The organism is Agathobaculum sp. LCP25S3_E8 (genome assembly GCF_052117165.1).
Lineage (GTDB): Bacteria > Bacillota > Clostridia > Oscillospirales > Butyricicoccaceae > Agathobaculum.
The window spans coordinates 1-21,422 of the sequence record NZ_JBQKJR010000053.1 but is presented as its reverse complement, the minus strand read 5'-3'; the positions used below and the strand labels follow the sequence as shown (position 1 = coordinate 21,422).

Annotated in this window: 25 protein-coding genes and 1 tRNA gene; 17 read left to right on the top strand and 9 right to left on the bottom strand. The window is 49.7% G+C overall.

Going from position 1 to position 21,422, the window contains the following annotated elements:
• Positions 1-283: 283 nt before the first annotated feature.
• A tRNA-Ser gene (locus ACTQ34_RS14405) sits at positions 284-374 on the top strand.
• 36 nt (positions 375-410) lie between these two features.
• Here the strand turns inward: ACTQ34_RS14405 and ACTQ34_RS14400 are convergent.
• From ACTQ34_RS14400 to ACTQ34_RS14375, 6 genes are all read right to left on the bottom strand, one after another.
• A complete protein-coding gene (locus tag ACTQ34_RS14400; RefSeq protein ID WP_441364407.1) occupies positions 411-1,634 on the bottom strand; it encodes a tyrosine-type recombinase/integrase in 1,224 nt (407 codons plus the stop codon).
• Positions 1,635-1,815: 181 nt separating this feature from the next.
• Entirely contained in the window at positions 1,816-2,031 is a 216-nt protein-coding gene (locus ACTQ34_RS14395; protein ID WP_441364406.1) for a helix-turn-helix domain-containing protein, read from the bottom strand.
• A 125-nt stretch (positions 2,032-2,156) separates the two neighbouring features.
• Positions 2,157-2,537: a type II toxin-antitoxin system PemK/MazF family toxin gene (locus tag ACTQ34_RS14390; RefSeq protein WP_441364405.1), complete on the bottom strand. Its 381-nt coding sequence runs from the start codon at positions 2,535-2,537 to the stop codon at positions 2,157-2,159.
• A gap of 468 nt (positions 2,538-3,005) precedes the next feature.
• A complete protein-coding gene (locus tag ACTQ34_RS14385) occupies positions 3,006-3,491 on the bottom strand; it encodes a hypothetical protein (RefSeq protein WP_441364404.1) in 486 nt (161 codons plus the stop codon).
• A 361-nt stretch (positions 3,492-3,852) separates the two neighbouring features.
• On the bottom strand, positions 3,853-5,301 hold the full coding sequence (locus ACTQ34_RS14380) for a BTAD domain-containing putative transcriptional regulator (RefSeq protein ID WP_441364403.1): 1,449 nt from the start codon (positions 5,299-5,301) through the stop codon (positions 3,853-3,855).
• 121 nt (positions 5,302-5,422) lie between these two features.
• Entirely contained in the window at positions 5,423-5,734 is a 312-nt protein-coding gene (locus ACTQ34_RS14375; RefSeq protein WP_235254968.1) for a helix-turn-helix domain-containing protein, read from the bottom strand.
• 193 nt (positions 5,735-5,927) lie between these two features.
• On the opposite strand from ACTQ34_RS14375, the gene ACTQ34_RS14370 reads away from it, so the two are divergent.
• The 3 genes from ACTQ34_RS14370 (at position 5,928) to ACTQ34_RS14360 (ending at position 7,137) form a co-directional block, all read left to right on the top strand.
• Complete coding sequence (locus ACTQ34_RS14370) at positions 5,928-6,377, top strand: SLOG family protein (RefSeq protein ID WP_441364402.1); 450 nt, start codon at positions 5,928-5,930, stop codon at positions 6,375-6,377.
• A 315-nt stretch (positions 6,378-6,692) separates the two neighbouring features.
• Positions 6,693-6,944 carry a helix-turn-helix transcriptional regulator gene (locus ACTQ34_RS14365; protein ID WP_441364401.1) on the top strand — a complete coding sequence of 84 codons (252 nt, stop codon included), beginning with the start codon at positions 6,693-6,695 and terminating at the stop codon, positions 6,942-6,944.
• Complete coding sequence (locus ACTQ34_RS14360; protein ID WP_441364400.1) at positions 6,934-7,137, top strand: IreB family regulatory phosphoprotein; 204 nt, start codon at positions 6,934-6,936, stop codon at positions 7,135-7,137. The genes ACTQ34_RS14365 and ACTQ34_RS14360 overlap by 11 nt, the downstream gene beginning before the upstream one ends.
• Positions 7,138-7,177: 40 nt before the next feature.
• On the opposite strand, the gene ACTQ34_RS14355 is transcribed toward ACTQ34_RS14360, so the two are convergent.
• A complete protein-coding gene (locus ACTQ34_RS14355; protein ID WP_441364408.1) occupies positions 7,178-8,143 on the bottom strand; it encodes an IS5 family transposase in 966 nt (321 codons plus the stop codon).
• Between the two features lie 165 nt (positions 8,144-8,308).
• On the opposite strand from ACTQ34_RS14355, the gene ACTQ34_RS14350 reads away from it, so the two are divergent.
• The 13 genes from ACTQ34_RS14350 to ACTQ34_RS14290 all read left to right on the top strand — a co-directional run bounded on the left by ACTQ34_RS14350 (position 8,309) and on the right by ACTQ34_RS14290 (position 19,307).
• Entirely contained in the window at positions 8,309-8,818 is a 510-nt protein-coding gene (locus ACTQ34_RS14350) for an XRE family transcriptional regulator (RefSeq protein ID WP_441364399.1), read from the top strand.
• Positions 8,819-8,963: 145 nt separating this feature from the next.
• Positions 8,964-9,122, top strand: a complete 159-nt coding sequence (locus ACTQ34_RS14345) for a hypothetical protein (RefSeq protein ID WP_441364398.1) — start codon at positions 8,964-8,966, stop codon at positions 9,120-9,122.
• Positions 9,123-9,153: 31 nt separating this feature from the next.
• Entirely contained in the window at positions 9,154-10,599 is a 1,446-nt protein-coding gene (locus ACTQ34_RS14340) for a flotillin family protein (RefSeq protein WP_441364397.1), read from the top strand.
• Between the two features lie 63 nt (positions 10,600-10,662).
• Positions 10,663-11,040 carry a DUF2500 domain-containing protein gene (locus ACTQ34_RS14335; RefSeq protein WP_441364396.1) on the top strand — a complete coding sequence of 126 codons (378 nt, stop codon included), beginning with the start codon at positions 10,663-10,665 and terminating at the stop codon, positions 11,038-11,040.
• A gap of 11 nt (positions 11,041-11,051) precedes the next feature.
• The gene (locus ACTQ34_RS14330) at positions 11,052-11,993 is read left to right on the top strand and encodes a hypothetical protein (RefSeq protein ID WP_441364395.1); all 942 of its coding nucleotides are present in this window, start codon (positions 11,052-11,054) and stop codon (positions 11,991-11,993) included.
• Positions 11,994-12,019: 26 nt separating this feature from the next.
• The gene (locus ACTQ34_RS14325; protein ID WP_441364394.1) at positions 12,020-12,697 is read left to right on the top strand and encodes a TIGR00266 family protein; all 678 of its coding nucleotides are present in this window, start codon (positions 12,020-12,022) and stop codon (positions 12,695-12,697) included.
• 244 nt (positions 12,698-12,941) lie between these two features.
• On the top strand, positions 12,942-13,694 hold the full coding sequence (locus tag ACTQ34_RS14320; protein WP_441364393.1) for a DUF975 family protein: 753 nt from the start codon (positions 12,942-12,944) through the stop codon (positions 13,692-13,694).
• 42 nt (positions 13,695-13,736) lie between these two features.
• Complete coding sequence (locus ACTQ34_RS14315; RefSeq protein ID WP_441364392.1) at positions 13,737-14,468, top strand: hypothetical protein; 732 nt, start codon at positions 13,737-13,739, stop codon at positions 14,466-14,468.
• Positions 14,469-14,477: 9 nt separating this feature from the next.
• Positions 14,478-15,107 (top strand): hypothetical protein, encoded by a 630-nt coding sequence (locus ACTQ34_RS14310; RefSeq protein WP_441364391.1) that lies wholly within the window; start codon positions 14,478-14,480, stop codon positions 15,105-15,107.
• A 192-nt stretch (positions 15,108-15,299) separates the two neighbouring features.
• Positions 15,300-16,688, top strand: coding sequence for a hypothetical protein (locus tag ACTQ34_RS14305; RefSeq protein WP_441364390.1), 1,389 nt, complete (start codon positions 15,300-15,302; stop codon positions 16,686-16,688).
• A 35-nt stretch (positions 16,689-16,723) separates the two neighbouring features.
• Positions 16,724-17,146, top strand: coding sequence for a hypothetical protein (locus ACTQ34_RS14300; RefSeq protein WP_441364389.1), 423 nt, complete (start codon positions 16,724-16,726; stop codon positions 17,144-17,146).
• A 20-nt stretch (positions 17,147-17,166) separates the two neighbouring features.
• Entirely contained in the window at positions 17,167-17,865 is a 699-nt protein-coding gene (locus ACTQ34_RS14295) for a SanA/YdcF family protein (protein ID WP_441364388.1), read from the top strand.
• Positions 17,866-17,993: 128 nt separating this feature from the next.
• Positions 17,994-19,307, top strand: coding sequence for a helix-turn-helix domain-containing protein (locus ACTQ34_RS14290; RefSeq protein WP_441364387.1), 1,314 nt, complete (start codon positions 17,994-17,996; stop codon positions 19,305-19,307).
• 43 nt (positions 19,308-19,350) lie between these two features.
• On the opposite strand, the gene ACTQ34_RS14285 is transcribed toward ACTQ34_RS14290, so the two are convergent.
• Both ACTQ34_RS14285 and ACTQ34_RS14280 read right to left on the bottom strand, forming a co-directional pair.
• The gene (locus ACTQ34_RS14285; RefSeq protein WP_441364386.1) at positions 19,351-20,733 is read right to left on the bottom strand and encodes a DUF2812 domain-containing protein; all 1,383 of its coding nucleotides are present in this window, start codon (positions 20,731-20,733) and stop codon (positions 19,351-19,353) included.
• On the bottom strand, positions 20,730-21,053 hold the full coding sequence (locus ACTQ34_RS14280) for a PadR family transcriptional regulator (protein WP_441364385.1): 324 nt from the start codon (positions 21,051-21,053) through the stop codon (positions 20,730-20,732). Before ACTQ34_RS14280 ends, ACTQ34_RS14285 begins: the two co-directional genes overlap by 4 nt.
• Between the last annotated feature and the right edge of the window lie 369 nt (positions 21,054-21,422).

The window sequence follows — 21,422 nt, the reverse complement described above, 5'->3', positions numbered from 1 at the left end:
TTTGTTCTACGGTTTCTACACTCGGCTCTGAGCCGGACGGAAACCCGCAAAGCCTTGAAAATACAACGGGGAGATGTATCGAAGTGGTCGTAACGAGGCTGACTCGAAATCGAGTAGGTCTGTAGATGGCCCATCTCCGAAAACCCTTGATATTTCGGGCTTTTCCGGATTATCTACGCTTTTCAACAATTGAATATCTACGGTTTTTCTACGCTTTGTTCTACGGTTTCTACACTCGGCTCTGAGCCGGACGGAAACCCGCAAAGCCTTGAAAATACAACGGGGAGATGTATCGAAGTGGTCGTAACGAGGCTGACTCGAAATCAGTTGACGGGTCAAACCGTCCGGGGGTTCGAATCCCTCCATCTCCGCCATCGGCCAGCAGTGGTTCGCCACTGCTGGCTTTTTCTTTATGCGGGCTGTACTTCTTTCGGCTCCCGGCTGAACATTCCGCTCATGGCATGTGCGGATTCCTCTTGTGCAGTGAAGTCCAGGTGGGCGTAAATATCTGCTGTTGTTGCGAATGTGCTGTGTCCCAGCCAGATTTGAATCTGCTTCATAGAGATTCCGCTGCTGAGAAGCAAGCTGGCGCAGGTGTGTCTGAGATCATGAAAGCGAATCTTTTTCAGGCCGTACTTTTCGATAAGCCACGCGAAATGTTCTGTCACATAGTTGGGACGCAGGAGTTTGCCGCACTGGTCGACGCAGATGTAGTCGAGGTAATCTCTGCAATAGGATTTTTTGAAGAGACGGCGGAACATCTCCTGTTTCTCCTTTTCTTCCAGCAGAAGCTTTTCGACAGCCGGAATGAGCGGTAGCGTGCGAAAGCTGGATTTGGTCTTGAGGACATCCTCTCCGACCGGGATAAACTTGCCATCCACTTCCGCTTCGATGACCTTGTGGCTGATGGAGATGGTTTTCTTCTCAAAGTCGATGGCATCCCATTTGAGGCCAAGGACTTCGCTTCGCCGCAATCCATAGTATGCCGCAATCTTTACGCACAGTTCCAGAGGATCACCGGAGACAGCATCGAACAGCGTCAGCATTTCTTCCTCACTGTAGAAGTTGCCGTGGAAAACATTCTTCTTGGGGCGCTCCACCTTGTCGGCCGGGTTCTTCAGGATGATGTCCTTTTTGACCGCAGTCTGAAGTGCCTTGCGGATGATCGCGTGATAGTGGATTACCGTGTTGGTCGTGCAATTGTCATCCAGAATGCTCTGATAGAAGTCCTCTATGTGCTGGGGCGTTACCTCACGAACCTGAAGACTCAGGGGCTTGAAGTATGGCACAATTCTGGCCTCAATCATGTTGGAGTAGCTCTGGTAGGTCGTTGTGGCCAGAGAGGTACGGGCGGCACCCAGCCACTTCTCAATATAGTCTGTGAACTGGAGCAGAGCGTCAGGATGTGTGTTCTTGGTCAGCTCCAACTGTTCTGCTTCTCTTTTCACGCGTTCTTCCTCATCCCGCTCATATTGGAGCCGAATCTCGTCGAAAGCTTTCTGTGCCTTGCGGTTGCTGGTTCCGTCGACAGGGAGCTTGGTGGGAACCCATTTACATTTACGCTTTCCATCTACCTTCAGGTAGAGAACCGCATAGTAAAAACCATTTTTCTGTTGCAGGCAGCCTGTTATCATTTTTATCCTCCTGTTCGTAATAACAAGTAGTCGTTTTGCCTGCCATTGACACCCCAAACATACCACAAGACTCTGGGAATAGCTATACTCCAAGTGGAGAAAAACCACTCGATTTTTCTACGATAATATGGCAGACGACCATGCGTGATTTTAAGAATTGATTGCCTGGGTATATGCATTGTCATGAGATTTTGATTTGGCACATTTCTTCGCCCATCAGGTACTCAATAATGCATACCTTGGGGATCTTATAGGCCCTGCCGACCCTGACGCTTCTGATTTCCTGGTCAGCCAGGAGCCGGTATGCCAACTTCTTACTGATGCCCCCAAGCATCTTGCGGAGGTCATCGACCTCTACGACGTCAGGGTAATTCTCAAACATGGTGTATTTCTTCATGGCGATGCCTCCTATGATGAAGGACCGCCCATCGAACCATGAGCGGCCCAATGTTGGTTTGTATGTATAAATGCAGGCCGCAGTTCATTTCTGAACTGCGGCCTAATGGCAGACGCTGCATCGCCTTAAAGATGCAACATCTTTTTTGCTGTACCGACGCTTATTTCAAGTGCTTTGTCCACCTCATTCATCTTACGCCTACCGACGCTGCCGACATAAGCGAGCAGTCTTTGCTTGTCCAGCGTCCGGAGTTGCTCCAGCATGATTGTGGATTCACTTTGCAGACCGCACTGTCTTCCGTCCAGCGCTACATGGGTCGGCAAGCGGCGGCATTTGATGCGGCTGGTGATCGCTGCCACGATAACTGTGGGACTGTGGCGATTACCTATGTCATTTTGAATAATGAGTACCGGGCGGATGCCTCCTTGTTCGGATCCGATGACTGGTTCGAGATTCGCATAGAATATGTCTCCGCGATACACGGAGTGAAAATCTGTGTTTTCCATAGTAGCACTATATTTTTCTTCTGCTACGAACTAAGTAAAGGAATACGCGCAGGCCATAATATATAGTGGTGACCTGCGCGGGTATATATTTTCCTTTGCCTGTACTTGACACTACTTCCCCAGGCGGGGCGGCAACTTGAGCTGCGCTGGCGCGCATCACGGGACTCTCACCCCTCCGAGGAACTCTCGAAGCCGCAGTACGGGAGTATCATTGTAGACTGACGGGATCATGGCGGGACAGCTTGCCAATGCTGTCTTGGCCTGAGTGGGTATCGCTCTGCACCTTATTTGGCCGTCCTTTGATGCGGAGATGCTCCGCACAGGTGGTCTTCGCGCACTCGGCCTGACGCTGGCTCCGTCAGCTAATGTATTCAAGTTGCCGGATATGACCGCCTGGGGCAGTATTTGTCAAGGTTCGTAGCAGGGAGAAAAATTATCCCTTCACCTATCGCGGGGAAATCGGGGTTTTCACCCCCTCTTTTTCAAAAACTTTTTTATTTTTTTCTTTGCGGCAACGATGGACTTAGATACTCTTTGCTGATCAACACCATATTTTTCTGCAATAGCTTGCTCCGAAAGGCCATCAACGCAGTAAAGCCAAAGCCTTGTGCGTTGAAGTTCGGTCAATTTATCGCCCATTCCTTGAAGCAAAAGCTTTCCCAGAAGTTGTCTTTCGGATAGGTCAATTTCTGCGATGTAACCTTCTTCTGCGGACGGAACCGCTATTGCTTCCTCAGATAAACCTTCAAGCGACAGAGTTCCGTCATAGTACAGGTGATCAGCTTTTTCCTCTCCGTGATAATCCGCATCGGATACTTTCTTCCAGCACAGAAACTCCTCCTCGCTGGCAAAATCATCACGGGTCAGGCGAATCAAATTGCCGTCAGCGTCTGTGTAGACGAGGGCGTTAGAATCTTTTTTATTGAGAGCATAGATACTCTTTCTGTTGAACATTTGTGTTCCTCCGTTTTCTGAAATTTGGGTGAGAGCAAATTTCAGGGCGGAGGGCCACGACACCGCGGAAGAACGGTGAAAACAAAAAAGGAGCAGCTACCTTTGCGTTGTGGTGCAAAAGTAGCTGCTCCCTGCTGGTTATCCGGACACAAAACAGAAAACCTCCAGGATTAGATTTCAAAGGCAATTTGCTTTTGCCTCAAAACCATATCCTGGAGGTGTTAGATGAGCGTTTTTCTGCGTTATATGAGCGTTATATAGGGCTGTTTTGCGTTGGATGAGCGTTATATGGCCGTTGGATGAGCGTTATTTCTGAAAAATCGCATGATATGAGCGTTATATGGGTAGTCCATGCTCTTTTTTAACTTGAAAATGTGGAGGCTGGATTTGTCCCAAAATCCTCTTGTAAATACTCGACTAAAGTCTTGTATTCTTCCGCTGTCAGAATGCTCTTGGCTCGGGCTACCTCACTTTTTGCCATCTCGACAGCGCCGGAACGGTACATGGCATGTACCAGCCAGTAGTATGCTCGCACATTTCCTGGGGCGATTTCCAGTGATTCGTTCGCATACCGCTGGACACTGTCATAGTCACCGGCCTCAGCCAGCATAGACAGCAGTTGATTGACAAGGCCGATGTACCGCAGATTGTAGCTGTTGGCCATGGGCATGATCCAGTGCTCCCCAGCTGCATCCTCGAACAGATTCCCCTTATAGATGGAAAGCGCCTGCTTGATAAGGTCTGTCTTTTGTAGGACTCCTGTTGCGGTTTGTACTGCATCCCATAGCCAGTCGAAATGCTGATAATCGGTCGTGATACTCAACTCCGGGTTAATACGATACCCGCTGGGTGTCGACTCAATCAAGGGGTAATCAGAAATCAGAGAAAATGCCTGGCGAAAACGATATATCAGCCCCCGGATGTTTCCGCTGACGGTTTCCGGAGAAGATATCTGGTCCTCCGGCCAAAGGGTGGCGGCAATCTCCAGCGGCGGATGTGTGGATCGACGGTTCAGCATCAGATAAGCAATGACCCGGCAGCACTTAGGAGCGTTGCAGTCCGGCTCCCGAAGAACACCTTTTGAGGTATAGATTTCCAGCTCGCCAAACAGGTTGAACACGATGTCCTTGTCGCTTTGGATACCTTCAGGCGTCAAAGTCATTTTTGCGCTTTCGAAATAGGAATGCTGGTTGATGGCGTTTAGCACCACATAAGCAAGCATACGAAGCATCCGTTCATCATCGCCAAAGCGCTTTGGGTTCCGTACCGCGAGAAAACCCACCGGACGCGGTTTGACGGGCACTGCAAGCACCGACTGTATTTTCAGGCGGGCATATACTTCATATTCCTCCGGCGCTTCATCTTTTATGGCATTGACATCTCGGAGCATGACCTTAGTATTGTCCTGCATGGCCGTGATCCAACGGGGGAGTTTTGTTGCCGATTCATACTCGCTCGTCAGCATCTCGGTTCTGTCTTGAGAATTTGTGTTATACCAGCAGTATGGAGTCCAGAGTCCCAGATCAAGATCGACCATCAGGAATCCACACCAGTCAGCTTGGTAAAAATCACAAGCCATCTTCATAGCGCCACGGGATATTTCCTCCGGATCATCGCTGGTATGAAGGCTCGTTTCCAGTGTGGCCAGCGTATCCACAAACTCCAGAGCAAACTCCACCTTTTCGGGTGATATCTTGGTGGATGTCAGTATCTCAGTTGTCGGGTTTTCTTTTCTATCAGGGCTGTTGCCCCCAGGATCTACGTTTGCTGTCGCATTGTTTCCGCATGATTTGAAAAACCGCTTAAACATACCGCTACATCCTCCTTTACATAAATTGAAAACCGCAAGACCCTCGACACAATTTGTTGTCCGACAGCCTGCGGTTTGTTTAATATTCAAAATGCTGTCGGCACAACTTCACACAGAATGGTCAATCTTTATTCAGCCGACGGATATTACCTATGATAAGCATGAGATCATCATCGTTCAGTTTCCGGAGCTCCTCAATAGCGGTCTGAAGCAATGCCGGGTTCTCGGACGAATCATCAAAGAACTGACTGGGCGTAATCCCAAAGTAGTCGCAAATCTGCAAAAACTCTGCCATAGGCGGCAACGACTTGCCGGAGGAAATGTTGTAAATATAGCTGCGGCTATGTCCCAAGTCATAGCTCATTTGATATTCTGAGACACCCTTTTGAATTCTCAGCTGGCTAATCCTGTCGCGTATGAATTGCGTGTCCATTTGATGCTCACCACCTATCTATTTATATTGTAGGCGGTGGAGGGGTAGATTTACTCCAAGAATATACGCCGTTTTCTATTGGATACTCAAATATTTTATGCTATAATACAAAAGAATATGTTGTGTCGCGCAATTTGGTGCAAATTTCTAATTCTTATGGTTGAAAACAGCGTAACACGCTGGCGAGATGAATATGGTTTGTTGTTTCTTTGGACATAAGGATGTTCCACATGATATTAAAGAGCGCCTGACAGCTGTGCTGACGGAGCTAATCGCAGAGGGTGTTGATTCCTTTCTGGTAGGCAATCAAGGTGGATTTGACAGTATCGTTCTCCACTCGCTGCGGATGCTGAAGGAAAAGTATCCGCACATCACCTACAATGTCGTTCTGGCCTATATGCCTGGAGCCAAGGAAGAATGGCCTACATATGAGCCGCTGGAAACGCTCTATCCGGAGAGGCTGGAATCTGTACCTCCCCGGTACGCTATCTCCTGGAGAAACAAGTGGATGATCCGGGAATCGGATATGGCCGTAACCTACATCACCCATTCCTGGGGCGGCGCGGCGCAGTTTGCAGAACTGGCGGAGAAGAAAATGAAACGGGTCATCAATATCGCATCAATGATGAATACCAAAAACTGAAAAATAGTGCAATTACCTACTCACACCGTTTTCGGGGGTACGCTTAGAAAAAATGTACGATCCCTAACCCCTGCTAAAGCAGTTGAAGTGGGAGATACTTTCGTCAAATCCTCTTTTTCCTGGGACAGAGGAGTTTTGCTCTATTCATAACCCACAGGGCATCGATGCGTCTGATGCACCGATGCCCTGTTCCATTTTCCTCGTTTTATTGGTGTTCAGTAGATTTAATAAAAGATCTGTGGTATGATTCTATTATGAGCGAAATGCACCACACTTTTCTGCTCGGAAAGCTGATAATGACGCGGAGGTGCAGAGATGACCGAGAACCGAATCAAACAATACCGCGGCAATCGGGGGATGACCCAGGCTGAGTTAGCTAAGTTGGTAGGTGTGCGCCGAGAGACCATCTACAATCTGGAAAACGGCAGGTATAATCCTTCTCTTTCTTTGGCGTGGAAAATCGCCCAAGTGTTTAACGCATCCATCGAGGATATATTCACAGTAAAGCTTCACCCCGAATTATTGAAAAAACTCGCACAGATGGGAGGCAGTTCGGTTGGAAATTGAATTCGAGAACATTATGGATCATATTGTGGAGTCCATTCGTGCTGCCGGGTATGAACCTTACGATCAGCTTTACGGCTATATGAAAACCGGAGACGAAACTTATATCACCCGTTCCGGGGATGCAAGGAAGCTAAGGCAACACCGAACAAATGACGTTTTGAGGGCAAATAGAAATTCCGACCATGAATCATGATCGGGATACCTCCCCAAAATGTCTACATGAGCGCACTGACTCAAGCTTCCAGGCAAGGCCTGTCAGCTAAAATCAGATTCGCAAGTGCGAACAGGATATTCAATTTTGCAGTCTGTTTTCGCAGACCTCGGTATCGTGTTTTCCGGAAACGCAGCTGCTGCTTTACAACAGCAAAGACATGTTCCACTTTGGCTCGGACAGAAGATTTCTCGCGCTCTCTGCGCCTGATCTGTGCTCTGGATCGATTGGAGTTGTGCTTGTTCTGGGATGGACGACGATTGATTTTGTAATGAATGCGTTTGCCGGATTTGTTTCTGGTTACCGCTTCCGTGCGCTTTTCGGCTCCGAGATAGCCGCTGTCCCCGTAGACAACCCGCTCCTCCCCAGTTAAAAGTTCTGCCATCATACAGACGTCGTGCTTGTTGGCGGATGTAACTTCCAGTGAGTGTACAATGCCGGTTTCGTGGTCAACTCCCACATGGGCCTTGTACCCGAAGTGCCATGTGTTGCCCTTTTTAGCAGAATGCGCCTCTGGGTCTCGCTTCTTGTCCTTGTTTTTGGTGGAAGATGGTGCTTCGATGAAGGTTGAGTCGACAATCGTGCCCTTCTTCAGAATAAGGTTGCGTTCCGTCAGCAGAGCCACAACCTGTGCAAACAGGCGCTGCTGCAGATTGTTCTCAATCAGCAGATTGCGGAATCGGCCCAGTGTGTCTCCGTCTGGTACCTGGTTGCTGGACTCAACGCCGCAGAAGTCCGAAAAGGCGCGGCTGTCAATTACTTCGGCAACAGTGGCCATATCAGAGAGATTGTACAGATTCTGAAGCATATAGATTCGTAGCATTCGTTCCAGATCATAGGGCTTGTTGCCGCGTTCTCCTTTGTAATAACACGGACGTATGAGGGCAATCCACTCTCCCCACGGAATAATGCGGTCAATCTGTGCGAGAAATTCTTTTTTCTTTGTCCGCACCTGTGCAAGCTCATCGCTCAGAGCGGACAGACTCATTTGCTTATCCATGAGGATACTATATCACATTTTGCTTATTATTGCATTATGCGGTGTTGCCCTAATTAAGACGCTGGATTGTAACCAACTTCAGTGCTATATAGAGCGTCTGCATTCGTGTTTTCAAAAATTGCCCTGAAATAATGAATAGCGAGGATATTGAACATGGCCAGAGTTTCAACTAAGCAAAACAAGAACATATATCATACAACCAGAGAGAGCCTGCAGCTTACCCGTGAAGAAGCAAGTGAATTGCTGGAGGCCATCACACCGGAGCGCATTGAGAAAATCGAAAACGAGCGGACCTTGCCCCATCCGGACGAGGTACTTCTTATGGCGGAGAAATATAAGCAGCCCGGCCTGTGCAACTACTACTGCGCCAATCAATGCCCCATTGGACAGCAGTATGTGCCAGAGGTAAAAATTAAGGACTTGTCCCAGATCGTGCTTGAGATGCTGGCTTCTCTGAACTCCATGCAAAAAAAGAAGGAACGCCTTATTGAAATCACCGTTGACGGCGAGGTTTCCAAGGACGAACTGGAGGATTTCATTTACATACAGGAGGAGCTGGAGCGGATATCCATCGCTGTGGAGACGCTTCAGCTGTGGTCTGAGCGAATGCTGGCTACTGGTGTCATTGATGTTGAGCAGTACAAGGCCCTGAAGCGAAAGTGAATTCTGACTGCCTGGTATTCTTCTACAGTGGGAGAATTACGCCCCCTTATTTTGCTAATGTTGTCGTTTATTTCTCACTGCGTTAAAAGTACAATATATCCGTAAGCAGGAGGCTTTCCAAATCTGAGCAAAGGAAGTGGTACTTTTGAGTGTGAGAGAAAGAATCCTGTCGATTCGGCTTTTGAATAAGGTCTCGAAACACCCGATGTATGCCAAAGCACTTGGCATTGAAGGCGTACAAGCAAAAATCCGCACGGGTGATTCAACCTATTCTGAAACGACCGGATTGAGCCGAAAGCCTTAAGTAAGTACAGGTAGACAGAAAGGAGAAAAGAATGGAAATTTTAATTGGTGTCGCCGCATTGATTATCTTACTTATCCTCATCATCTGTATCGGCTATGTGAAGGCTCCTCCCGATACAGCATACATGATTTCCGGTTTTCGCAAGCCCCGTATCCTGATTGGTAAGGCCGGAATTCGCATTCCATTTCTGGAACGTCTTGACAAGCTGTCCCTGAAGATGTTCTCCGTCGATGTTAAGACCACTGATTTCGTTCCCAACGCAGAGTACATCAATGTCAAAGTAGATGCTACGGTTAAAATCCGCATCGGTCAGAGCGAAGAGATGATGTCCTTGGCCTCAAAGTTCTTCCTGAACGAGAGCGAGGATATGATCATCCGCCGGGTCCAGGATACTCTTGAAGGCAACATGCGTGAGATCGTGGGCCAGATGAAGCTGGAAGAAATGGTCACCGACCGTAAGGCTTTTGGTGAGCGTGTACAGGAAAACGCCATCCCCGACCTGCAAAAGATGGGTCTGGAGATGATCTCCTTTAACGTACAGTCCTTCTCCGACCAGAACAATGTCATCGAAGACCTCGGTATCGATAACATTTCCCAGATCAAGAAGGGGGCTGCCGTTGCAAAGGCCCAGGCTGACCGTGATATTGCCATCGCACAGGCCCAGGCTGCCAAGGAAGCTAATGACGCCAAGGTGCAATCCGAGATGGAGATTGCAGAAAAGCAGACATCTCTGGCGATCCGTCAGGCTGAGCTGAAGCAGCAGTCCGATGTGAAGAAAGCAGAAGCTGATGCCGCCTATTCCATCCAGGAACAGGCGCAGCGCAAGACCATTGAGGTCGCTTCCGCCAATGCCGATATTGCTCGCGCCGAGCGTACTGCCGAGTTGAAGGCTAAAGAAGTTGATGTCACCAAGCAGACTCTGGACGCCGAGATTCGTGCCAAGGCGGATGCCCAGCGTTACGCCGCTGAGCAGGAAGCCGAAGCCGAGCTCTTCCGCCGCACCAAGGAAGCCGAAGCAAAGATGATCGAGCGCCAGCGTGAGGCAGAGGGTATCCGTGCCGTCGGTGAAGCCGAGGCAGAAGCAATCCGCCTGAAAGCTCTGGCAGAGGCCGAAGGTATTGACAAGAAGGCCGAGGCTATGAAGAAGTACGGCGAGGCCGCTGTGATCGAAATGATTATGGCTGCCCTGCCTGAGATCGCTAAGAATGTGGCTGAGCCTCTCAGTAAGGTCGACAAGATCACTATGTATGGTGAGGGCAACAGTGCAAAGCTGCTGTCTGACATCGTCAATGGTACCACACAGGTCACCGAGGGAATCAGTGCCGGTATGGGTATTGATATCAAGAGCCTGATTATGGGTGCTCTCGGCGGCAAGCTGGCTGCTGACGCGACCGCCCCTGTAGTCGTGGTACCTCCCCAGGCACAGCCCGCTAAGGAAGCACCCGCCGAGCAGGGCAAAGAGCCTGTTAACGAGTAACACTGTTAAGGGGGCCTCACAGTGACGTGAGGCCCCTTTTATAAAAGCACAGGAGGAAGAAAGATGGGCTTTGGATTTGGGATGGGTTTTGATCTGTTTGGGGTCATGTTTACACTCGTGTTCGTGCTGGTGATTGGGATGTTTGTGGTTACCGCTGTCAGAGGAATCAGCCAGTGGAACAAGAACAACAATTCTCCAAGGCTGACTGTTTCTGCCACCATCGTGGCCAAACGTACCAATGTGACCCATCATCACCACAACGGCGCCGGTGGGCACCACCATCACCACACCTCCACCACTTACTATGTGACATTTCAGGTGGATAGCGGTGACCGAATGGAGCTCCAAGTGGACGGAACAGAATACGGGATGCTCATCGAGGGCGACCGGGGTGAGCTTTCCTTCCAGGGAACCAGATACCTCAGCTTTGAGCGAAAGTGAGGGAGCAATATATGACGTATTACGATGAAAAATTACAGCAGCTTCAGGAGCAAATGGCCCGGTCGAAGCAGCTGGAAGCAATGATAAAAGAGTTGCGCAACCAGAGAGACTCGCTTACCGCACAGGTTCGGGAACTGGAATCTATCAAGCTGGAGGAGCAGGCAGATGTGGACCGGCTGGAAGGCCGGAGTCTTGCCGCATTTTTCTACAATGTGATCGGTAAGATGGACGAACAACTGGACAAAGAGCGCCAGGAGGCATACGCCGCCAGAGTCAAATACGATGCCGCCGCCAGAGAGCTGGAGGGTGTCGAAGCTGACTTGCGCCGGTATGAATCGGAGCTGTCTGCTCTGCGGGGCTGTGAGCACCGCTACGATGAGGTTCTGAAAGAGAAAGCTGATGCTATCAAGGCCGCTGGTGGCTCCAATGGAGAAGAGATCCTTAAACTGGAGGAGCGCAACGCTTTCCTCGAAAGTCAGAAGAAGGAGCTGCAGGAAGCAATCTCGGCCGGCAATGCCGCCCTCAGCACCACACAACAGGTACTTTCCAGTCTGGACAGTGCGGAAGGCTGGGGCACCTGGGATCTGTTTGGCGGAGGACTGGTCGCCGATCTTGCGAAGCACAGTCATCTGGACGAAGCACAGGGAGCCATTGAGCAGCTTCAGTCCCAGCTGCGCCGGTTCAAAACGGAACTTGCGGATGTGACCATCCAGACGGATATGCAGGTCAATGTGGACGGGTTCCTTCGCTTTGCCGATTATTTCTTCGATGGTTTGTTTGCAGACTGGGCTGTGCTGGATAAGATCAACCAGTCCCAGAGCCAGGTGCAAAATACGAAGAGCCAAATCGCAAGCGTCCTGTCCCGGCTGGACTCCATGATGAGAACACTGGAGCAGGAGCAGGTTCAAATTAAGAGTAAGCTGGACACGCTGGTGCGGGATGCACAGCTTTAAGCATTAAGGATACGGAGGTTTTACATATGCGTTATGAAATCAAGGGTGGCAGCTTTCCTGTTGTGGTCTGCAATCTGGAAAGTGGAGAGCAGATGATTACAGAAAGGGGATCTATGGTCTGGATGAGCCCCAATATGCAGATGGAGACCCGCGGCGGTGGCCTTGGCAAGATGTTTTCCAAGGCATTCTCTGGCGAGAGTATGTTCCAGAACATCTATACCGCCAAAGGAGCGGGCATGATCGCCTTCGGCTCCAGTTTCCCCGGACAGATCAAGCCCATCACCATTGCTCCCGGCCAGGAGATGATTCTGCAGAAGAGTGCGTTTTTAGCTGCAGAGTCCGGTGTAGATCTTTCGATTCACTTTAACAAAAAGCTGGGAGCCGGATTGTTTGGCGGTGAAGGCTTTATTATGCAGCGCCTTTCCGGCAGAGGCACCGCGTTTGTAGAGATTGATGGCGAGTTAATCGAATACGAGCTGTCACCGGGTCAGAAGATCGTGGTGGACACTGGCAATGTGGCGGGCTTCACCCCCGGTGTTCAGATGGAGATCCAGCAGGTTCCCGGAATGAAGAACAAACTGCTGGGCGGAGAAGGATTGTTCAACACGGTACTTACCGGCCCTGGCCGCGTGTGGCTCCAGACCATGCCCATCTGTAATGTGGCAGCCTCTATCCGTCCCTATATTCCTACTGGCAATGGTTAATTGGGGCTATGGATAAAGAGAGAAAGGAAAAAAAGGTTTATCCGGTTTGGATAGACGAGACGAATCGTATCGTATCATTCAAAAATGAAGTGGGTTTCCAGAGGGTTTTATTTGCATCGCAGGAAGAAAAATTTGCGTTTGCCATCGAAAAGTGCTCCTCTGGATATCGCATCCAGTAAGGAGATATCACCAGGAAGCTCAGCATAAAAGTGTTATCCTGAAATGGTATAGGGAGGGATTTTCTTTGAAATACGCATCAGATTTTCGGGCTATCGCCCGAGACGCCCTGCGGGGCAAATGGATGATTGCGGTGATTGTCGGCCTGGTCGCCGCTTTGCTTGGCGGCGGAGGCTCAGATGGACCTCAGGTTAAATTGAATATCAGCGAAACCGGAGCCAATCTGGATTTTGCTTTTGCTGGGCAGACTGTTTATTCAACCGGCGGCGGCTTACATTCTGGTATTGGCGCATTTCTTGTGGGCAGTGCTGTATACATCGCTCTGGCGGCTATCGTCATAGCCGTCATCTACTTTGTTCTCGGAAGTATCATTCAGGTCGGCTATGCCAGATTTAACCTGGAGCTGGTGGACCGCCACGACCCTTCCTTTGACTCCCTGTTTGCATACTTCTCCTACTGGAAAACGACGGCAGTGGCCCGGCTTCTGCAAAGCCTGTATGTTCTTCTTTGGACACTGCTGCTTATCATTCCAGGAATTATTGCCGGTTACAGTTATGCGATGACAGAGTACATACTGGCGGAGCATCCGGAGTTGACGGCCAGCGAAGCCATCGACCGCTCCAAGCAGATGATGTCCGGTAACCGCTGGCGGCTTTTCTGTATGCAGTTCAGCTTCATCGGCTGGGATATTCTCAGTGCATTGACCCTCGGTATCGGTTCTTTGTGGGTACGACCCTATAAGCAGGCTGCAACAGCTGCTTTCTATCGAGAAGTGTCCGGAACTGAACAGTTCTCCAATGCCTATACCTCAGCAGAGTGAACTGTGCCATGATGAATTTAGAAAGCAATCGGAGGTGCTGACATGGTCATTTTCAAAATTACTGCTGATGATCTTCAGTGGATCGGCGGTGCGGTAGATGACCCACAGGATCTCTGCCTGCATGGTCATGTTACGGTGCAGTTCGGTGATACCATTCTCGAAGACACTGGCACCATCAGCGCCACCGCTCTGTATCTGCTGAAAACTCTGACCGAGGACAAGCTGATGGCAGAGTACGATATCCAGATGATCCCCTGCTGCGGACATACCTTTATTGCCAATGTTAACATGACCGAAGTGCAGATCAGCGGATGCGATACCGGAACAGATTGGTCTACCATCCATGAGGGCAATACCATCCGGTTTGTTCTCCCCTCCGGGCAGGAAGAGGTTGTGGCGCTTCGTGAATATCAGTACGAGGTGCTGGATTTCGCCAAGAAAGTCAAACGCTTCTATGATTCCTGCACCCCGAAGGAAATCCCGGAGAATGAGTTTGACAGGAATGGATACACGGCTTTCTGGAACGAGTGGCAGCGGCGCTATAACGAAGGACTGATGCTCCTCTCTCTGGAAACTGGCCGGGAAATGGAGCTGTCCCACGCTGGCCAACACTATTTCGTCAGCCATAAGGACGGCGAGTGGTCGCTGTACTGTGAGGAGACCAAAGAAATGCAGCTTTTCCCCGGATGGTACGCATTGTATGAAAATGCCCGACTTGGCGATAAGCTGCTCAGAGACGAGGTTGCAAATATTAGCTTTGATGATATCCTGTGAGGTACGCCTATGAAAACGATTGATTTACAGGGTATGACGAATATGGAGCTTGTCCGGGGCAGCACCGATGAATGGTACTGGTCTACGGACTACATCCATGGTGACCTTTACGAAGCGGAAGAATTGTTCCGCATGGGGCATCCGGTGCAGAGCAACAGACTGTATCTCATCCACTATCCAGATGGGGCGGTCTATGAGCCTGTCCCTGCTGTGGCTGGGCAGTATCTGGGCTATCCGGTGTATGACAACGGTGCGGTGGCACTGCTGGAAGTGAACTTCCCGGAGAGTATCATCCGTATACTGCGTTTCCGGCCAGATGAGCTGTCAGCGGTTGCACTGCTTCCACTCTCTGCTGTGAAGAACTGCTACAATCTGATGCTCCACACCGACCCTCTGATGCTGACCCGGAACTCGGACAATATGTTTGAGATCGTCTGGCCGGAGAGGACGGCATTCTCTGTTGGTGTGCGGGAATCTTTCAACTTCCGTACTGGGGATAAGCTGTACTTCAACGAATGGTTCGAGGACCCAGACTACCGGGAAGAGACCGTGGCGCGTGCTATGGATGGAACCGAGCTGGAGCGACATTCAGGCGATATCCATATCATGCCCAACGGCGACAAGTGGCTTTTGAAATGACACATATTTTACCGTCCCAACAGACGCTACATGAAGGAGCAGAACATGAACACTTACGAAGCATATAAAAACAGAGAATTTGACTTGGCCGCATTTGGCCTTGATCGCTGCGGCGGAGATTATACATATTTCTGCACACCGGTTGGAGCGGATGTTTTCGCATCTCCGGGTGTGGATGGTATCCACTATTGCATGATCGAGGGCTTTGGCGAGTTAATATTTGCCATCAGCCCCATGAATTGCCCTGGTGAGTATGTGCATCCAGTGGCCAAAAGTTTTGATGACTTCCTGCGACTGCTTTTGGTGTGTGATGGCGACGCCGCCATTGAGCAGTGCTGGCAGTGGTCTCAGGAGCAGTTCGATCAGTTTATGGGAGAGCAGCAAGTTCTTCCGGAAACCAAGGAAGCGGCTATGCGTTTAATGGAGCTGACAGGTTTGGAGCCCGCAGAGCTGCCCTACAAATACATTCGTGACTTGCAGAAGTCCTTTAACTACAAGAGTATCCCATTCAGTGAAGAATACTATGAGACCGTATCTCCAGAGGATTTGGAACAGGCAGAAGAAATTCTGTGTGAGCAGCCTGCTACCCCATGGGCTGTTTACTACGAGGAAAATTTCTGGGCAAGTCAGCATAAGAGCGAGCCTTGCGATGAAATATCTCTGGAAAAGCATTTTCAGTGGGCAGGCCGGGACTGGTACATTCCTTCCGTCTACACTTGCGAAAAGGGTATGGTGGCGGATATTCTCATGCGTGTGGATACGTCTAAACTGCAAGCTTTTATGGATAAATGGAATGTCACACCGGAAAATGAATTCCAGTTTACTCCGATGCAACGCAGACAGATGGAATTGGAAAATCCACTTGGCTTCCACTTCCGGACGGACATGACTATCAACGGGAAGCCCATACGAAGCAATCGTGGATGCTCCACAGCCTATGTGCCTTTTAGATATGAGATTGACAGACAGGAATGGGAGCCAATTTTGGACTACTACAATCTGGACAGAGCATCCTGCTGGGTGATTCAGCGCTCCTGCTTCCCTTGGATTGATGGTCAGCCCATGGACATCGTAACCATGGAAGTCACAATGAAACACCAGCCTATGTTCGCGCCTGGGGAAACCTTTGAGACAAGAGCGACCGGTGAAGTCCATACATTCCAGAATCCTACTACCGGTACTGTGCATACGCTTACTGTCCAAGAGTTTGAAGCAAAAGAAATGGATATAAAATTCCCCGGCCTTAAAGAGCGGGAATATCCACCCCACCATATCGCCATGGCTTTTTCTTTGGAACCGGAATTGTCACAGACAGAGTTTTCTATTACCGATTCTCTGCAAAGTGATGAACCTCGTGTGATACCGGGATGCACTTCTGGATATAGCTCCAAAGAAGCTGAAGCTATCGGCATTATCGGCGGAGCAGATGGCCCGACTGCAATTATTATGGGTACACCGGAAAGCAAGGGACAGCTTCATGCAGCAGTATCTCGCTTCTGCTTTGAACCATTTGATACTGTCAGATGGCAGCTTTCTTTCAAAGAAAAGCAGATTAAAGAAAAGTCTGTTGAGTTGATGTAATAGAGGCCGATTATCGGTAGCAAGGAGGCTGCCCTATGTTACTTGAGGATTTGAATAAGGCGTTGTCTGAAGTGATTATGGATTTGAAGCCTGCACCCATTCCAGATGAGGTTATTGAATTTAAAGAGGTAACGCTGGATCGTTCGGAGGTAGACAACAGTAAGTGGCTGTCCTATATCACAGCCGCGCTGGACGGTGCAAAGACATTCGAGATACACTGCTGGATCGAAGAAACCGAGTGGATTGAACTGGCACTCCAATATGGCAGTCTGAAGGACGATGACTGGCGACACGGCAAAATCATCACCGGTGATGTGACACCAGAGTTCGTGCAGATGCTTCTCGGCCAGCCGAAACCCGCTGATACGGAAATCTACAACAAAATGACCCCGTTCTTCAATATCTTTCTGGATGGCAAGTTCCAGAGCTGCCACTACGGGACGGAGTTGTACCTATAAAGGAGAGAAACGTGGTTAGCATGAAAAAGAGAATATGGAAGCGCCTTTTCATCGTGTTGCTCTGTTTGGTTATAGCCGGTGGCATTACCGTTTTCGGTATCAACGGTCATGTGAAGAAAAGTACTGCAGACCAAATCCTTTCTCCCGAAGAAGCTGCCGCACTGACGGATGTTGATTGCATCCTGGTGTTGGGTTGCTATGTCCACGACAGTGGCAGACCCAGCGATATGCTGGCGGATCGGCTCCGCAGAGGCATTGAACTGTACCAGTCCGGTGCATCACCGAAGCTGCTCATGAGCGGCGACCATGGTCAGAAGGATTACAACGAGGTCAAGGCCATGAAACTGGAGGCCATGGAAGAAGGCATCCCCTCTGAGGATATTTTCATGGATCATGCTGGCTTCTCCACCTATGAAAGTATCTTCCGGGCAAGAGATGTCTTTGCTGCTGATAAGATCATCATTGTCACGCAGGAATATCACCTCTATCGTGCGCTCCATGTTGCAAACGCCCTTGGCGTGGAGGCGTATGGTGTTGCCGCAGATTATCATACTTATGTGGGACAGGCATACCGTGAGCTGCGTGAGATACTGGCTCGGAACAAGGACTTTGCAACGAGCATTCTGAAACCTGCCCCGACGTATCTGGGTGAGGTGATTCCTGTGAGCGGTGACGGCAATCTGACAAACGATGAAGACATGGAACCGTTGCTCTCATAGGGCAAAATCCTGCAATTCTCGGATTTCGAGAGAGATTCTGAGTCTCTTGGGTGGCATTCTCGCCCTCTAAACCGTAGAATTAAGGCGAAGAAAGCAATCCACCCTGCCCATCCAAGAGGAGGATAACTATGGAAAAGAAAACTATTGGCGGCTTTATCGCCGCGTTAAGAAAAGCCAACGGCATGACACAGAAGGATCTTGCCGACCGACTGAATGTATCTGATAAGACCATTAGCCGTTGGGAGCGGGATGACGGGGACCCAGACCTGGCGGCCATCCCCGTCATGGCGGAGATCTTCGGTGTCACTTGTGATGAACTGCTTCGGGGAGAACGCAAGTCCCAGGAAGAGCGAGCCGAAGCCACCGAACAAAGCGAACCAACAGCCAAGGGTGAAAAACAAAGACAGCGTTTATTGAAGTCCACCTTTTCAAAATATCAGACCTACACCTACATCGCCATTGGCGTTTCAGTGGTGGGTATGATCGTGGCCCTGATCTGTAATCTGGCGTTCCTGCAGGCCATTCTGGGCTTCCTGCTCGGAGCCATCTTCTTTGCCGCCAGCATCGTCTGTCAGGCAGTGTTCAGCAACCGGGCGCTGCTCAGCGTAGAGGATGCTGGACTGAGCGAGACGGATCTCTCCGATTTCAAGCGGAATGTGTACTGGCTTGCGGAAAAGTCTATTGGTGTGACGGTCTGTTTTGTCGGGTTCACCTTACCATTGATGTTGGTGGATGCTTTTATGGGCCTTGGCCTTGATAGCCTGCTGCTCTTTGGCATTCCAGGCATGGTGCTGTTCCTGCTGGTCTATGCCATCATTTGCTGGAATCTGAACGGCTCACATATCCGGAAGGGTGTGTATTCTCTCGGTGAAAAGGAGTCAGAGAAATACTGGCATAACCACAACCTCAAGCGCAAGTGTGTGGTAGGCGGCGCAATCGCTTTGGCCTGCACCCTGGCCTTTCACGCCTTCGGCATGGAGATGATCTGGAGCGCCGCTAATTTGTCCCCTGGCACCACCTTCGAGGATTACGACAGCTTTGTGACCTACATGGAGCAGGATGTCCCCTATGATTATTCCTCAACCAGCCATGCAGAACACTCAGCTGTACCAATCCCGGCGGACCCGCCATCGGACTCTGTTGAGGATGAGACATGGTACGATGAAAACGGCAACGAGATCACCGAGGAGGAGGCCAGAAGAGAAACGCTGGTTGACAAGAATGGTGATGTGGTCTGTGAATACATCCGTCGCAATGATCAGGTTGCACGGGTGCGTTACGAGGCAAAGGACGGCACCGTTCTTCCAATCACAGTAATTACTGAGAGTGACAACCGGGTGGGCTGGGCAAGGCACGAAGCGGTGAACATGATCTACTGCGTGCTTTATCCCATCGAGCTGGTGGCAGCCTTCCTGGTCTATATGAAGAAACGAGCCAAGTAAAATGAAACCCGCAGGCGTAACCTGCGGGTTTCGCTTTCATTGTTTAAGATTGACTCAGTATTTCTGCGGCTGTTGCTATCTGCTCGACTGTCGGTTCCCAGTAGAACTTGATTTCCACAATACGGTTATCCCAGAACAACAGATAGGTATCCAGAACACTGTCGCTCCAGTGGACTTGATAGGCTTCATCGGCATCCCAGATAGTGGCATCCACTGGCTCATAATGGTCGGTAAAGACGAAACCATCATGCACCTCATCCTGCCGGGAGTTCAGAACCGCCTGACGGATATAGTCACGGAGGAATGTCGCCTTGATGTCGATGATGGCATAGCTCAGATTCGGCACTTCACGGGGTTCGGTATACAAGGCACGCTGCTCATATTCCGTGTAGGCAATAATACCCGTTTCCTGATGATCCATCTCTTTTGACCAGTTGCCATCAATTTCTGTTAAGTCCTCGACAGTCAAAGGCAGTGGATCATCGTAGATGTCCCATATCATTCCGTTATGCTCGTAGGTTCCAACAGCGTTTCCACCCCCGGTCAAACTAATGCCGCTGCCAATGATGACGGACACCAGGATACCAAGAGCGAGGATGGTGAGCAGGAACACGCTGCCGAGAGATACAGCCATGTTTGTGCCGCGGGATACTCCTTTTCGCCGAAGTTTCTTTTTAATCACATTGGCAGAGCAGGCAATGAGAAACATGATACCGCTCCAACAGAGACCGAAAATCAGATACTTCTTGGAACTGCCAAAGGCAAACAGGATCAGTAAGGTTGAAAATGCCAGAAGGATATAGCTCGCTCTGATGTTGCTTTTGATAGGAAGAAAGACACCATCCTCCTCAGCCATTTTCTTCGCCTTGTGTGTCCAATGGAAATAGAACCACAGTTCGTATAGGCTTGCCAGCAACAGGCAGATCCACATGGGAATCTGATATGCTTTAAGAGGACTGGAGAGATACTCAACTGGATCACGGCGGAACATACTGTATTGCATGACCATATAGTAAATGATCAAGGCGACAATCATGAGGTGCGAGAACAGAACATTCTTCCGCATGGACTTCTTTGCATTTTCGACCTGTGCCACCGGCTCTGTTTCGATGGGAACGGCGTTTTCATTCTCGTTGTAGAAAATCTGCATGACACCCCACCGTACAGCCAGCGTCCATCCATCCTGGGCGCAGAAGTCCAGCTTGGTCAGTTCGCTTTCCGTGGGGCCTGGATCAAACTCGGAGCCGTTGGGGAAATAGGTGACAGAGAAACGGAGCTTCTTTGGCTCCATGCGTTTGAATGTCCAAGTAAAGTTTCCGGGCTGATGGACCATCCATCCCTTTTCAGCCATCTCCTCCAGCTTTTCCTGAATCCTGACTTGGTCATAAAAGGAAAAGTGGCAAAGGATCTTCTTGGTGTCTTTCATGATTGCGCCCCCTTTCTGCGGATGCGGTCATAGTCGGCGGTCTGGGCCTGAAGACGCTGATACTCTTTGTCCAGCATTTGCTGACCTTTCTCTGTGATGATATAGCTGCGACGGCGTCCCTCGGCCTTCGTTTCTCTGATGACTTCCTCTTTCACAAACAACTCCAGAAGGTCGTAGAGTGTACCGGAGCCAATGGTGACGCGGCCATCTGTAAGCGTCCGTACCATTTCCAGAATGTCCATGCCACGGCACTCCTCCTGGAGACAAAGCAAAATATAAAACATCTGCTCTGTCAGTGTCTTGAACTTTTCGCGCGCCATCGTTACACCCCCTTGTTTCTCGATAATCGAGTTCTTCTGCCTCTATTATAACTCGAATATCGAGTTTGTCAATAGTGGTGTTGCAATTGAACGCTTGATTTACATTTCTGCTCCCACTTTTCACTTATCTGTGCTATCATTCAAAGAGATTTTCATGCAATGGATTTCAGTTTTTTGCGAGTAGATAGTTGAAGGGCCTTTCAAGATAATAAACCGAATGGAGGTGTTTGGATGGATGACGAACGTATCGTAGCTTTATAACGAAAAATTTTCCGGCAAAGGTCATGCGGCGCACATCTGTAAATCCTGTGCTTCTTTATCGCCGGAGAAACAAGCGGAGCAAATAACGGTAAACCGCTTACTGAATCT